Annotated in this window: 13 protein-coding genes and 1 tRNA gene; 7 read left to right on the top strand and 7 right to left on the bottom strand. The window is 71.2% G+C overall.

The genetic code is table 11. The features are described 5' to 3' along the window. The first annotated feature begins 737 nt into the window (after positions 1-737). From KME77_RS24375 to KME77_RS24355, 5 genes are all read left to right on the top strand, one after another. A complete protein-coding gene (locus tag KME77_RS24375) occupies positions 738-1,670 on the top strand; it encodes a bifunctional DNA primase/polymerase (protein WP_219471263.1) in 933 nt (310 codons plus the stop codon). 50 nt (positions 1,671-1,720) lie between these two features. Continuing rightward, a complete protein-coding gene (locus tag KME77_RS24370) occupies positions 1,721-3,238 on the top strand; it encodes a hypothetical protein (protein ID WP_219471262.1) in 1,518 nt (505 codons plus the stop codon). A 335-nt stretch (positions 3,239-3,573) separates the two neighbouring features. Continuing rightward, positions 3,574-3,939, top strand: a complete 366-nt coding sequence (locus KME77_RS24365; RefSeq protein WP_219471261.1) for a hypothetical protein — start codon at positions 3,574-3,576, stop codon at positions 3,937-3,939. Between the two features lie 136 nt (positions 3,940-4,075). Beyond that, entirely contained in the window at positions 4,076-4,279 is a 204-nt protein-coding gene (locus KME77_RS24360) for a helix-turn-helix domain-containing protein (RefSeq protein ID WP_308250878.1), read from the top strand. A 137-nt stretch (positions 4,280-4,416) separates the two neighbouring features. Beyond that, positions 4,417-5,553, top strand: coding sequence for a site-specific integrase (locus tag KME77_RS24355; RefSeq protein WP_308250877.1), 1,137 nt, complete (start codon positions 4,417-4,419; stop codon positions 5,551-5,553). Between the two features lie 90 nt (positions 5,554-5,643). On the opposite strand, the gene KME77_RS24350 is transcribed toward KME77_RS24355, so the two are convergent. After that, positions 5,644-5,715, bottom strand: a tRNA-Val gene (locus tag KME77_RS24350). A gap of 429 nt (positions 5,716-6,144) precedes the next feature. Between KME77_RS24350 and KME77_RS24345 the strand changes: the two genes are divergently transcribed. Continuing rightward, entirely contained in the window at positions 6,145-6,561 is a 417-nt protein-coding gene (locus KME77_RS24345) for an SsgA family sporulation/cell division regulator (RefSeq protein ID WP_020547189.1), read from the top strand. A gap of 19 nt (positions 6,562-6,580) precedes the next feature. On the opposite strand, the gene KME77_RS24340 is transcribed toward KME77_RS24345, so the two are convergent. After that, positions 6,581-7,174: a TetR/AcrR family transcriptional regulator gene (locus KME77_RS24340; protein ID WP_219471258.1), complete on the bottom strand. Its 594-nt coding sequence runs from the start codon at positions 7,172-7,174 to the stop codon at positions 6,581-6,583. A gap of 115 nt (positions 7,175-7,289) precedes the next feature. On the opposite strand from KME77_RS24340, the gene KME77_RS24335 reads away from it, so the two are divergent. Then, positions 7,290-8,477 (top strand): FAD-dependent oxidoreductase, encoded by a 1,188-nt coding sequence (locus KME77_RS24335; protein ID WP_219471257.1) that lies wholly within the window; start codon positions 7,290-7,292, stop codon positions 8,475-8,477. Here KME77_RS24335 and KME77_RS24330 read toward each other — a convergent pair. The 5 genes from KME77_RS24330 to KME77_RS24310 all read right to left on the bottom strand — a co-directional run. Further along, entirely contained in the window at positions 8,474-9,790 is a 1,317-nt protein-coding gene (locus KME77_RS24330) for a sensor histidine kinase (RefSeq protein ID WP_219471256.1), read from the bottom strand. The genes KME77_RS24335 and KME77_RS24330 overlap by 4 nt on opposite strands. 39 nt (positions 9,791-9,829) lie before the next feature. Then, on the bottom strand, positions 9,830-10,468 hold the full coding sequence (locus KME77_RS24325; RefSeq protein WP_219471255.1) for a response regulator transcription factor: 639 nt from the start codon (positions 10,466-10,468) through the stop codon (positions 9,830-9,832). 143 nt (positions 10,469-10,611) lie between these two features. Continuing rightward, positions 10,612-11,949: a cation:proton antiporter gene (locus KME77_RS24320; protein ID WP_219471254.1), complete on the bottom strand. Its 1,338-nt coding sequence runs from the start codon at positions 11,947-11,949 to the stop codon at positions 10,612-10,614. A gap of 4 nt (positions 11,950-11,953) precedes the next feature. Beyond that, positions 11,954-13,300 carry a cytochrome P450 gene (locus KME77_RS24315; protein ID WP_219471253.1) on the bottom strand — a complete coding sequence of 449 codons (1,347 nt, stop codon included), beginning with the start codon at positions 13,298-13,300 and terminating at the stop codon, positions 11,954-11,956. After that, the coding region (locus KME77_RS24310) for an alpha-hydroxy acid oxidase (protein ID WP_219471252.1) at positions 13,294-14,060 on the bottom strand (767 nt) is incomplete at its 5' end. The genes KME77_RS24310 and KME77_RS24315, both read right to left, overlap by 7 nt.

The following is a 14,060-nucleotide window of genomic DNA, read 5'->3' as shown; positions in this document are numbered from 1 at the left end:
CCCCACACGAGCGCTACCCATGGCGAACCGACCTGCCTCACCGTCTCCACCCAAGCCTTCCCGGCCCGACTGCTCTCCACCAACCAGGCCCAGCCACGCCACACCGGCCCCAGCCCCACCGACTTACCTCAACGCCGTCCATCCAAGCCTTGCCGGCCCGACTGGCCTCACACCTGCCGTGCCCGCCCCTGCTCGAACCGACACGCCCGATCAAGCCCCGCCTCGCCATGCCCAACCTGGCCAAGCCCGGCCGACTGGCCTACCCCATGCTCGCCCTGCCCCTTACCGACATGCCATGCCTGACCCGAGCACTTCCCATGCCGACAACCCACGCCGCACCGCGCCTTGCACTACCTCCCCGCCCCTCCCCGCTCGACTGGCCTACCGCTACACCGAGCCCGGCCGTACCCGGCTCCGACCTGCCTGCCCGCACGCAACCCAAGCCGCGCCACCCCGACTCCCCAATCCCTTCCCACCCCTGCATGACATGCCATCTCTACCAAACCCGGCCCGCCCGGCCCCCGGGGCAACCTCGGCCACCGCCCAACGGCGCCGCGTCGCACAGTCGCACAGACCCTGCTCAGCACCGTCACCTCGATCTGACTCCCCCCACCGGCCGCACCACTATCGACGCAGGGAGAACGACCGATGCCCTTCCCTACAGCCACCGACCAGCCGCACCTTCCGGCACCGCGTACCGGCGTAGGCGCCAGCCCCGGCCGCCGCGGAGCAGCCGCATGAACAGCAACAGCACGACGTTGCGCTACGCGCTGGCCGCTGCCGCTCGCGGCTGGCACGTCTTCCCGCTCACCCCCGGCGACAAGACACCCCTGCCCGGGATGAGCTGGAAACGGCTGGCCACCACCGACCCGCAGGTGATCGCCCGCATCTGGGCGCGGCGCCCCTACAACATCGGCATCGCCTGCGGCCCCTCCCGCCTACTCGTCATCGACCTGGACAAGCCCAAAGCAGGAGAGGAGGAGCTTCGCCCCCCGCCTCCCTGGGACCTGCCGGGGGTTGCCGACGGCGCGGACGTGTTCGCCCTCGTGTGCCAGCGCGCCGGCCAGCCGCTGCCGTACGAGACCTTTACCGTGCGTACCAGGCGCGGCGGCCTGCACCGGTACTTCACCACCCCGACCGGTCCCGACGGCGGCCCCGACGCCCCAGCCCTGGGCAACACCAGCGGCGACAAGGGCAACGGGCTCGGCTGGCACATCGACACCCGGGGCGCCGGCGGGTTCGTCGTCGGCCCCGGCAGCCACGTCAGCCTGCCCGACGGCACCGGCACCTACACCGTGATCCACGCCCGCGACCCGGCACCCCTGCCCACCTGGCTGGCCGAACGCCTGCGCCCGACATTCAACCCGCCCCGCCCACCCGCCACCATCGCCGTGCACGCTGGCCAGCGCGGCGCCTACCTGGAGGCGGCCATCCGCGGCTGCCTGGCCCGCATCACCGCCGCCCGCGAAGGGGAGCGCAACACCACCGTGTGGGGCGCCTCCGTCGCGCTCGGCCAGCTGGTGGCCGGCGGCGCCCTCGACGAGGCCGAGACCGAAGCGCTGCTGCTGCAGGCCGCTATGCAGGCCGGGCTGAGCGAGCACGCTGCGCGCAAGACCATCTGCTCCGGCTTCCGCCGCGGCGCCACCCGACCCCGCCACGTACCCGCATGAACGGCTCCACCCCCGTCCAAGTCGGCTCCGGCCCCGAAACCATCCGTGTCTTGAAGGCCGCCCTGACCGACCGGCTGGTGCCCGACACCTACGTGGCCGGCGGCGCCCTGGTCCACGTCGAGACCATCTCCGGCGGCCTGACCAGCCCGGCCGCCGACGAAGACGCACCCCTCCCGGTGGCGGCCAGCCCGCTCGTCCCCGCCACCTTGGCTGGCCTGCTGGCCGAACACGCCTACGTCTACCGGCTCCGCTCGCGCCGGACCAGCGACGGCGGCTCAGAACTCTACGAAGAAGAGGTCACGCCGCCGCGGGAGATGCTGGCCGCCGTCCTGGCCGGCAAGACCTGGCCCAAGCTACCCGTCCTGCGCGGGGTTATCGGCGCGCCGGTACTGCGCCGCGACGGCACCCTGCTCCAAACCCCCGGCTACGACCCCGCCACCGGCCTGTACCTGGCCGCCAAGGTCGCCCTGCCGCCCGTCCCCGACCAGCCCACCCCCGATCAGGTGGCCGCCGCCCGCACCTTCCTGCTGGAACGCTTCCTGCGCGACTTCCCCTGGTCCAGCCCAGCCGACTGGGCCAACTACGTCGCCCTGCTGGCCACCCCGATCCTGCGCCACTTCACCCGCTCCCTGACCCCGTTCGCCCTCATCGACGCCACCATGCCCGCCTCCGGCAAGAGCATCCTCACCGGCGGCCCCGGCATGCTCTACGGCCAGCGCGTCATGCCCTGGCCCTACGCCGAGGAAGAGCTGCGCAAGGCCATCACCGCCGTGCTGGCCGAACAGGTCGGCGTCGTGGTCTGGGACAACCTCGCCGAAGGCACCGTCATCGACTCACCCACCCTGGCCCTGCTGGTCACCGCCGGCGTCTGGTCCGACCGCCAGCTCGGCGCATCACGCAACATCACCGGCGTCAACGACCGGCTGTGGATGGCCACCGGCAACAACCTCCAGGTCGGCGGCGACATGGCCTCCCGCACCGTCCGCGTCCACCTCGACCCCGACATGCCCCGCCCCGAACAACGCGACCAAACCCAGTTCGGCATCCCGCACCTGGACCAGTGGATCACCATTCCGGCCAACCAGCACACCGTCCTGTGGCACCTGCTCATCCTGGTCCTGGACTGGACCCGCGCCGGAGCGCCGCGCGCCAAGGTGCTGTCGATGCGCCAGTTCACCCCCTGGGCCCAGCACCTGGGCGGGTTCCTGGCCCATCACGGTATCGACGGGTTCCTGGCCAACGCCGCTGACGTCCGCGGCATTGATGAAGACGAAACCCGCTGGCGCGCGTTCCTGGCCTGCTGGCACACCCTGCACGGCTCAACGGCGATGACCGCCGCCGAACTGCGCCGCTCGGCCGAACCCGACCGCATCGGCTACGACGAGCACGACCGCTGGGACGGCCAGTTCATCACCACCCACACCGGCCGCCTGCCCAACGCCCTGTCCCTCGGCCGGCTGCTGGCCGGCCAGACCGGCCGCTGGCGCGGCGACTACGTGATCCGCTCCGGCAAGAACGACCGCGGCGACCGCAACATCTTCTGGGTGGAAACTCATGACAGGCCGTAACTGCGATCCGCGCCTCGGACTGAAGAGGCTGAAGCATCTCCGCATCTCCGCATCTCCGCAAACATGCCCTCAGCCTCGGGGGATGGCTGCGGAGATGCACCACGCCTCACCACAGCCATCTCCGCATCTCCGCACATCTTGCGGAGATCGAGCTCTTTTGCGGAGATGGACTCACTCCAGGAATTTCTATCCCCGCACACATCACCACAGTTCACAGCCACTGTTGCGGAGATGCGGCGATGTGGAGATGTTTCAGCCCCTGCCCATATAGAGCCGCACGACAACCACGCAAAGCCACGCTGAGTGACCAGAACCAGAGAGGCAGAGAGGACGCCATGACTGCTCACGACGATCAGACCCGCCGCGCCGCCGAGCTACTCGGCCTGCGCCCGTCCAGAGCCCGCGCTTGCCCGCGCGTCGTCGCCGGCGCGCGCTGCCGCGCCAACAAGCTCGAAGAAGACGGTCAGCCCTGCCTGTGCCAGCGCCACCGTCACCTACTCGACCACGGTCGCGCCTGGTTCGACGCCGACGGCAAGCGCGTCCTGACCGGCGAACCCTACAACGCCGACGGTCACGAGATCGCTGAACTCGTCACCGACATGGACACGCTCGGCCTGCGGGTCACCATCAGCGGACGATCTCCCTGGAATCCCAACGAAACCTTCCTGGTCCAGATCGCCCAACAGCACAACGACGACTGAACACCCACGACAGAAGGGGCGGCCCCGGCCCAAGCCGGCCAAAGCAGCGCCGAGACCGCCCCTGCCACCTCCACATAGGAAGGCACCAACTATCATGACCGTCCCCGCCACAACCACACAGCCCTACTCCGTCGCCGTGAGCGACCTAGAGCTGTACAAGGTGACCGACGCCATGCGGCTGCTCAAGCTGAGCCGCACCACCGTGTACGAGCAACTGCGCACCGGCCGCCTGCGGTCTGTCAGGCAGGGCCGCTCCCGGCTCATCCCGCCGGCCGCGATACGCGAGTACATCGCCCTGCTGGAGAGGGAGGCTGCTGGCGGTAGGGAGGTGAGCGCCTGATGGCCAAGACTGCGCTCGGCACTCCGGAAGAGCCCGACGAGGAACCCAGTCAAGCAAAGTCGGGAGGTCGCCAGTCTCGGCCACGTGGGGACGGTGGTCTGCGCTGGAGCGCGAAGCGGCGAAGGTGGATCGCCGAAGTGACCGTCGGCTACACCTCCGCCGGACGGCGCATTGTCCGCACGGCCAGCGACAAGTCCAAGTCCAAGGCGCTCAAGAAGCTCCGCGAGAAGCTGCGCGACCGCGACGACGGCATTCCGAGCGAAGACGCCAAGTACACCGTCGCCCATGCCGTCCGCGACTGGCTCAAGTACGGGCTCAACGGCAGAGATGACGCCACCATCACCAAGAACCGCATCCTCGCGGAGGGGCACATCATTCCCGAGCTGGGGGCGCGCAAGCTGCGTGAGCTGTCGGCCGACGACGTCGACCAGTGGTTGGCGCGCAAGGCCAGACAGGTGAGCACCCGCACGCTTCAAGAGCTCCGGTCCATCCTGCGCCGCTCGGTCGCGCGCGCTCAGGCACGGGACAAAGTGAAGCGGAACGTGGTGATGCTGTGCGAGCTGCCCAAGGGCAAGCCGGGCCGGCCGTCCAAGTCGCTGACGCTGGCTCAGGCCGAGGCGGTGCTCAAGGCCGCTGAGGATGCCCGGCCGTGGTTGCGGGCGTACGTGGTGCTGTCTTTGCTCACCGGTGCTCGAACGGAGGAGCTTCGCGGGCTGGCCTGGTCGCACGTGGTCGCCTACGACGAAGGCCGCCAGGAGTGGCGGTCCGTGGCTGAGGCCGGCTGGGAGCATGAGGAGTTCGCCGTGTACGTCTGGCGGTCGGTGCGCGCCAGCGGCGACACCAAGACCCCGAAGTCGCGCCGAACACTGAAGCTTCCTCGCCGCTGCGTCGAGGCCCTGCGAGCACTGTGGGATCACCTGAGCGGCCGGGACGCCGCGCCGCGTCAGCCGGGCCGGGGCGAGCTGGTGTTCGCCACCAGGAACGGTACAAAGATGAGCGCGGGCAACGTCCGGCGGGAGTTCCGGCGGGTGATCACGAGGGCCGGGCTGGTCGGCGCGGAGTGGACGCCGCGGGAGATGCGACACAGCTTCGTCTCGGTGCTCTCGGACAGTGGGATGGCCCTGGAGGACATCGCGCGACTGGTAGGTCACAAGGGGACGGCCGTCACGGAGGCGGTCTACCGGCTGCAGATCCGGCCCGTCATCGAGTCGGGCGCGACGGCCATGGATCGCATCTTCCCGGGCGACGATCAGGAGCCGTCGTCAGGCAGTTAGTCAGGCACCACGCACGAACAACGCACCAGACACGCGAAGAGGCCACCTCCCAAAGCTGGGATGTGGCCTCTGACCTTGCCATATGCAGTGTGGGCGATACTGGGATCGAACCAGTGACCTCTTCGGTGTGAACGAAGCGCTCTCCCGCTGAGCTAATCGCCCGCCCCTGTGGCCCCTTGCGGTGCCGACGGGAAAACCATACCGCACTCCAGGACCTGCTGGCGAAGCGAAGGGCGGGCTCGGGTGGGGATTCGGGTGAAACGGCGCGGTTGCCCACCGGCGCGGCGGCTCGTTGGCATACCATCGTCGTGTTCCGGTAGACGCCGATCGAGATCTTTCTCGGGAACGTTCTTGATGGGCTCGCAGGGACAGGCTCCGCAACTCGCAAAACCCTTGCAAATACGACCCGATTGATGCCGTTTAGCCAGGTAGATGCCCAAATGTCCAGCTGTGATGTGTGTTACAGAAGGGCCTAGGAGCGGAATCTTTCCTACAGGTTTCTTCGTTCCCGCGTCATAGCTCAGGACGAAGCCCCGTCAGAGCAGTGAAAGCCCCGTAGAGGGGACCTACGACGAAAAGGTTTGGCTGACGATGAACAGCACCACCGTCTCCGCCGAGCTTGGCCTTCGGCTTGTGGTCCCCGACCGTACCACCGTCCCCCTGCTCGCCGGGCTGAGCTACACGGCCGACGACCCGTACGCCATCCGCATGGCCTTCCACGTGGGGAACGACGAACCGGTCGAGTGGATCTTCGCCCGTGAGTTGCTGACCGTGGGCATCGTGCGGCGCGTCGGCGACGGCGACGTGCAGGTGTGGCCCGCGCGCGCCGATGGCGAGCGCACGTTGCACATCAGCTTGACCTCGCCGTTCGGGCAGGCGTTGTTCGAGGTGCCGCTGGCTCCGCTGACGGAGTTCCTGCACCGGACGTACGAGAAGGTGCCCGCGGGGCGGGAGACCGACTTCATGGATCTGGACGCCGAGCTGACGAACATGCTCTGGCCGAGCTGAAGGCCGTCGCCGGCGGCTCTCAAGCCGGTGGCTCAGGGGGTGCGGGCCAGCCGGTCTCCAGCAGGTCGAAGATCTGGTTGATCGCCTGCTCCTCGTCGTCTCGCCCGTGCGCCAGGCTGGGGATCTCCAGGGCGAAGCGGGCCAGGGCCGCGCAGCCGGCGTCGCCGGCGGGCAGGCCCACGTCGGCCGCGATGGCCTGGGCCAGGGCGCTCTCGTGGCGCAGCCACATACGACGGCCGTACGTCGCCAGCGCCGGGGTCTCGTGCGTCAGCCGGAGGAACTCCGCGAAACGCGGATGGCCCTGCCCGGACCGGTCCCGGCGGGTGCGGAGGACGTGCTCGCGCAGCGCCCCGGGGAGCGACTGGCCGGCGGGCCGGTCGCGGACGACGGCCACCAGCGCGGCCTCCCGGTCGGTGTCCCGGTCGTAGACCAGGGCCTCCTTGCACGGGAAGTGCTTGAACAGCGTGGTCGTCGACACGTCCGCCGCGTCGGCCACGTCCTTGACGCTGACCTGGTCATAGCCGCGTTCCAGGAACAGCCGTAGCGCCGCGTCCGCCAGCGCCTGCCGGGTCGCGGCCTTCTTCCTGTCGCGGCGGCCGAGGGTCTCCGTCATGGCAAGCAGCCTACACCCCAAGGTTGAACGCTACAAAAGTTGTCTGTTGCACTTTTACGTTCTGAGTGCTTTTCTTGAGCCGTCCGAAGCGTACAGCTCAAGGAGGAGCATGCTCATGAACACCAGAATCGCCGTGATCGGCGCCGGGCCGGGCGGGCTGACCTGCGCCGCCGTGCTGCGGCGGCATGGCGTCGAGGTCACCGTGCACGACCTGGACGCCTCTGCCGGCGCCCGCGACCAGGGCGGCACGCTCGACATGCACGCCGACACCGGGCAGATCGCGCTGCGCGAGGCCGGACTGATCGACGGGTTCTTCGCCCTGGCACGGTCCGAGGGACAGTCCAAGCGGATGCTCAGCCGGCACGGCGAGGTGCTGGGCGAGCACCTGCCGCAGGAGGGCGAGGACGCCGCGCCCGAGATCGACCGGGGGCAGCTGCGCGCCCTGCTGGCCGGCTCGCTGGAGCCCGGCACCGTCCGCTGGGGGCACCGGCTCACCGGCGTCACGCCCGGCGGCGACGGCACCCACCTGCTCACCTTCGCCGACGGGACGCGGACGGTCGCCGACCTGGTCGTCGGGGCCGACGGGGCCTGGTCGCGGGTACGGCCGCTGGTGAGCGGCGCGAGCCCGGTCTACACCGGGGTGACGTTCGTGGAGGCGTGCTACGACAACGTCGACCTCGCCCATCCCGTCGTCGCCGAGCTGGTCGGGGACGGGCACATGTTCGCCACGGGTGACGGCAAGGGGCTGATCGCGCAGCGCAACAGCGGGCAGCACGTACGCGCCTACATCGCCATGCGGACCGGCGAGGACTGGCACCGCGCCGCCGGGATCGACCCCGGCGACACGGCGGCGGTGCGGGAGGCGCTGCTGAAGGCGTTCGCGGGCTGGGACGAGCGGCTGCTCACCCTGATCACCGGCAACGACGGCCCGTACGTCAGCCGCCCCCTGTACGAGCTGCCGACGCCGCACACCTGGCCGCACACGCCCGGCGTCACGCTGCTCGGCGACGCGGCGCACCTGATGTCGCCGTTCGGCGGGCTGGGGGCCAACCTCGCCATGCTGGACGGCTCCGACCTCGCGCTGGCCGTTGCCCGGCACGACACCGTGGACGAGGCGATCACCGCCTACGAGGAGGTGATGCTGCCGCGGGCCATCGAGGCCACCGGGCAGGTGTCCGGGGTGCTCGACAGGGTGTTCGGGCCCGGCGACCGTGGCGCCGGGGACGCGCCCGACTTCGAGCGGGAGGGGCGGGAGTACAAGCGGCGGGCGGCCGAGCACCTCCAGCGCTCCCAGGCCCGTTAAGGGCGCGGTTCGGGCTCGCGGGGCGCCGGGCTCGGCACCGGAGGCAGGGGAGCGGCGGGCTCGGCGGGCAGGCGGACCGTGAACACCGCCCCCTCACCAGGCCGCCCGTCCGCCGTGATCGTCCCCCCGTGACCGTCCACGACCTCGCGTACGAGCGCCAGCCCCAGCCCGGAGCCCTGGCCGACGAAGCGGGTGAAGAGGCGTTCGGAGTGGTCGGGATCCAGGCCCACGCCGTCGTCCCGCACCGTGAGCTGCACCACCTCGGGCCCGCCGGACACCGTCACCCAGATGTGGCCGCCCGCGCTCGTGTGCCGCAGCGCGTTGTCGAGCAGCGCCGAGAGCACCCGCCGCAGCGCCGAGGGCGTGCCGCGCACGACGTGCCCGCCGAGGCCCTGGCGGCGCACCTCGATCGTCACCCCGCGCGTCGCGGCGCGGGCCGCCTCCGCGAGCACCTGTTCCTCGGCCAGCGCGGCCAGGTCGACCGGCGCGAACGGCCGGCGCACCGCCCTGAGCTGGGAGGACTGCAGCAGGTCCTCGACCACCTCGCCGAGCTGCCGCGAGCCGCTGACGAGCTGGTCCACCTCGCCGATGAGCAGGATCGGGTCGGTGCCGCGCCGCAGTTGCCGGGCGACGAGCTGGGCCCGGGTGTGCAGGCGGGTCAGCGGGGTGCGCAGCTCGTGGCTGACGTCGGCGGCGAACCGGCGCTGCCTGGCCAGCGCCTCGCCCAGCGGCGCGATCGCCCTGCGGGCCAGCACCTGGCCGATCAGCACCGCGAACAGCAGCCCGGCCAGCTCGGCGGCGGCGATGGTGCGCAGCAGCCGCTGCCGTTCGGCCGCCTGGTAGCGCAGGTCCATCGCGGCCTGGACGGGGACGCCGCCGCGTAGCTGGGTGCGCACGAGGTAGTTCTGGCCGCCGATCACCACCTCGTTCACGCGCGGCTCGCCGGTGGCGGCGACCTGCCGCATCGCCGCCCGCACCGGCAGCGCCGCGGGCGCGCCGGGGGAGCCGCGCACGGCGCCGCCGTCCAGCTCGAACAGCCAGATGCAGGGCGGCGGCTGGGCGACGGAGCCGCGCTGGGTCGCGGCCGTCATGTCGCGGCGGGCCGTGGCGCTCTGGTCGCTGACCGTGGCGCAGTAGACCATCGCGCCGAAGAGGGCGAGCACCAGGGAGATCGCGCCCGCCACCTGGAGGGTGACCCGGCGCCTGGCCCGGGTCAGCAGCCGCCGCTCCGGAGTGGACGGCCTGGAGGATCCAGAAGGCTCGCCCGTACGATCTCTGCCCCGCCCGTCAGCCGCTCGTCCAAACCCGTTCACAGCTCACTCAGTTCGCTCGGTGTTCCAGTCAGGCCCCGATCACAGCTCGCCCAGGCGGTAGCCGACGCCCCGTACGGTGGTCACCACACCCGGGCCGAGCTTGCCGCGCAGGTAGTACACGTACGTGTCGACGACCGCCTCGGTGCTGGCGCCGTCGAAGACCCGCTGCCGCAGCGAGGGCCGCGTGTGCACCTGGCGGGGACGCAGCGCCAGCGCGTGCAGGAGCCTGCACTCCTGCCCGGACAGCACCACCTCCTCGCCGGTACGCAGCAGCACCATGTGCGCCGCGGGGTCGAGCCAGGCCGAGCCGACGGGCAGGAGGCCGGCCTGGTCCAGGTTCCTGCGGTGCAGCGCCCGCACCCTGGCCAGCAGCTCCTCGATCTCGAACGGCTTGACCAGGTAGTCCTCGGCCCCCGCGTCGAGCCCGGCGACCCGGTCGGCCACCGCGCCGAACGCGGTCAGCACCAGCACCGGCACGGTGACGGCCTGCCGCCGCAGCCGGCGCAGCAGGTCGATGCCGTCCACCACCGGGAGCCCCCGGTCGACGATGATCGCGTCGTAGGCGCGGCTCAGGCCGAGATGGAGGCCGCGCTGGCCCTCCACCGCCAGGTCCACCTCATAGCCCTCGTCGGTGAACAGGTCGACCAGCATGCGCCCCAGCTCGCGATCGTCCTCCACGAGCAACAGCCGACGCGAGGGTGGGTCGGCTGTCCCCGTCATCTCAGCCACGGCTCAACCGTGGCATCACTACGGCTGAATTACCAGGGTCCTGGAAAGTGGCGACATTTCGGGAAATGTCGCCCACCTTCTCACCTGCGCGATCATGTGGCCGACTGCTCCAGCGGCTTGTCCTCCCGGCGCTCCGCCTCGGGCGTCCTGTTCGCCTGGACGCGTTCGAGCCGGTCCGGCAGCGCCAGCTTGTACAGCGGCAGCGCCCCCGCGGTCGTCAGCACGGCCACCAGCACGAGCATGGAGAACAGCTCCTGAGTGATCATGCCCTGGGCCAGGCCGATGTTGATGAAGATCAGGATCATCAGGCCACGGGCGTTCATCAGCGCCCCCACCGCGTACGACTCCCGCCAGCCGAACCCGAGCGCCCGCATCGACAGCGAGCAGCCGAAGTACTTCCCGGCGAACCCGGCCGCCAGGATCAGCCCGAACGCCAGCAGCATCGTGCCGCCCGCGATGCCGCCGAGCTGCGTGTTCAGCCCCGAGAAGGTGAAGAACGTCGGCAGCAGCAGCGTCGAGACCACCTCCATCATGCGGCCGTGCAGCGCCTGGCGGAACACCGCGTCGCGGGGCATGGCCAGCCCGGCGAGGAAGCCGCCGAAGACCGCGTAGACGCCGATCCAGTCGGTCAGCCAGCCGGCCGCCAGCGGCACGAGGATGACGACGTACATGCCGGTAGCCCCGAGCTGGCCGGTGCGCTGCACGCTCTCGCCCAGCCGGCGCAGCAGCGGGCGCACCACCCCGAGCATCACCGCGGCGAACAGCGCGGCCAGCCCGATGGTCAGCAGCGCGCTGCCGTGCCCCGAGCCCAGGTGGAGCGCCGTCAGGACGGCCAGGATGCACCAGGCCAGCGCGTCGTCGATGGAGGCCGCGATCAGCGTGAGCCGCCCGATCCTGGAGTTCTCCAGGCCGCGCTCGTACAGGATCCTGGCCAGCATCGGGAACGCGGTCAACGACAGCGCGCCGCCCACGAACAGCGCGAACTGCCAGGGGCTGACCTCCGGCCGCGACAGCGTGCCGTGCAGCAGGAGTCCCGCGCCGAAGCCGAGGGCCAGCGAGGGCAGGATGCCCGAGGCCGCCAGCACGCCCGCGCGGCGCACCTCGCCCGGCTCCCGCGCGCCGTGGTCGAGCCCGGCCCCGACCAGGAACATGTACAGGGTCAGGCCGATGGTGCTCAGCACGTACAGGATCGGCCGGACCTCGGGCGGGAAGATCGCCTTCTGGGCCTCGGGGAACAGCCAGCCGAACAGCGTCGGCCCGAGCAGGACACCGGCCACCATCTCGCCGAGCACCCTCGGCTGCATCACCATGAGCGCCAGCCGGCCGCAGATCGCCGAGGTCAGCAGGATGAGCGCGATCGCGGGGAACACCTTGAGCATCAGCGCGAGGTTCGCGTCGGTGGCGGGCGCCATCAGGGTCAGAAGGGGCATGTTCTCACCTGCGTCCTGTCGTGGTCGGATGGTCGGCGGCCGCGAAGTGGCGCGCGCACAGGCGCTGCCTGCGCGCGTCCCACACCATGTACGTGCCGAGGACGAGCTGGACGAGACTGCGCCAGACGTCCTCCCAGCGGTCGCGGAACCGCATGAACAGCAGCACGGCGCGGTGTGCCGTCCCCTCGGTCCCGTCCCGGGGGGTGAGCAGGCACGGGCCCCGGTTGGGCAGGGAACGGGAGTGCGTGGCTGAGGAGGCCAGCGCGTACCGGCGCAGGACCTCCTGGGCGACGACCCGCATGGCGATCGGGGCCAGCCGCCAGGCGGGGCAGGGGCGGTTGGCGGCGATGCCGAACGGGATGTGGTTGAGCTCCTTGGCCGGAGGATGGTCGGGGTCGAACCGGGCGGGGTCGAAACGGCCGGGATCGTCGAAGCCGGTGCGGTGGAACTCGGGGTAGTTGAAGCACAGCACCGAGCCGGCCGGGATCGCCGTGTGCTCGTCGAGCGCGATCTCGCCGGTGGTGACGCGGTGGGCGATCCCGAACAGCGGGTAGAGCCGCAGCGTCTCGTTGATCACCTGGTCGAGGTAGCGGGGGTCGCCGCGCAGCGCCCGCTCCTGCACGTCCGGGTGCTGGGCCAGGACCATCAGCAGGTGCGCCATGGCCTCCGACATCTGCACCACGGCCGTGTTGAAGAACGCCCCTTGCAGGTAGTACGCCCGCTCCATCGGCGTCAGCCCGCCGGGGAGCGGGTGCCGCACGTCGGGGAGCCGGTCGAGCAGGTAGCGGGTCAGCCGCTCGCGCCGGTCCATGTGGCGCAGGCCCGTGCACTTGAGCGAGGTGACGACGTCGTCGGCGTTGCCCGCGATCAGGTCGCGGGCGTGCCGCGGGCAGCGTTCGCCGAAGACCAGCTCGTACGAGAACTCCGCCCAGATCGGCATCATCAGGTCGCGCAGCCGCACCAGCCCGCCCGCGCCCGCCAGCCCCCTGGCGGCGCAGCGGCGGGCCAGTTCCTCGGCCTTGACCCGCGGCACGGACAGGATGCCGCGGGTGGACCTGGCGACGGCGTCGTAGCGCTCGCCCGCCTCCAGGTGCTCCTGGTGCATCTCGGGACCGGGCGCCAGCCAGTACCAGAACAGGTCCGAGAGGGCGGCGCCCTCGCTGCGGCCGCCGGCCGCCGGGTGCGAGTAGACCTCCTTGAACCGGTCCATGCCCACCAGGTCGCCGGGGACGGCGATGTTCTCCTGGCCGTTGACCCGGTTGAACACCCGCACCCGCAGGGCCACCACCCGGCCGGGCAGCCACCACGGCAGGCTGGCCACGAAGGCCGCCAGCACCAGGACGGTCACCATGTGCGCCGTCGCACCATGCCGGGCTCCAGGTCGTGGACGGACGCGCAGCCGCACAGCATGAGCGCCCGCTCGACCTCCGAGCGCAGCAGGCCGAGCACCCGGCCCGCGCCCCGCTCGCCGTCGGCGGCCAGCCCCCAGATCACCGGGCGGCCGACCGCCACGGCCGAGGCGCCGAGCGCCAGGGCCTTCAGCACGTCGGTGCCGCGCCGCACGCCGCCGTCCAGCAGGACGGGAACGGCCCCGTCCACGACGGCGGCGATCTCCGGCAGCAGGTCGATCGCGGCCGGGACCGTGTCGAGCTGACGGCCGCCGTGGTTGGACACCAGCAGCGCCGAGACGCCGTGCTCCAGCGCCAGCCAGGCGTCGTCGGGATGGGCGATGCCCTTGAGCGCGATCGGCAGCGCCGTCATCTGCCGCAGCGCGGCGACGTGCTCCCAGGTGATCTCCGGCGACAGCACGATGTCCCGCACCCGGTCGCCGTCGCGCATGTTCTCGCACGCCAGGCCCTCGGGCAGGTCGTGGAAGCCGTGGCGCTCGTCGCGCTCGCGCAGGCCCAGCACGGGCGAGTCCACGGACACGACGACGGCCTTGCAGCCGGCCGCCTCGGCGCGGCGCACGACCCGTTCGGTGAAGTCCAGGTCCGGCTGCACGTAGAGCTGGAACCACAGCTCCGCCCCGGGCGCCGCCGCGGCGACGTCCTCGACGGCGACCGTGGACGCCATGCTGACGATCATGATCGTCTCGGCGGGGGGGGCCGCGG

This window comes from Nonomuraea rhizosphaerae, assembly GCF_019396405.1.
Classification (GTDB): domain Bacteria; phylum Actinomycetota; class Actinomycetes; order Streptosporangiales; family Streptosporangiaceae; genus Nonomuraea; species Nonomuraea rhizosphaerae.
This window is presented reverse-complemented; position numbering and strand designations above follow the sequence as displayed.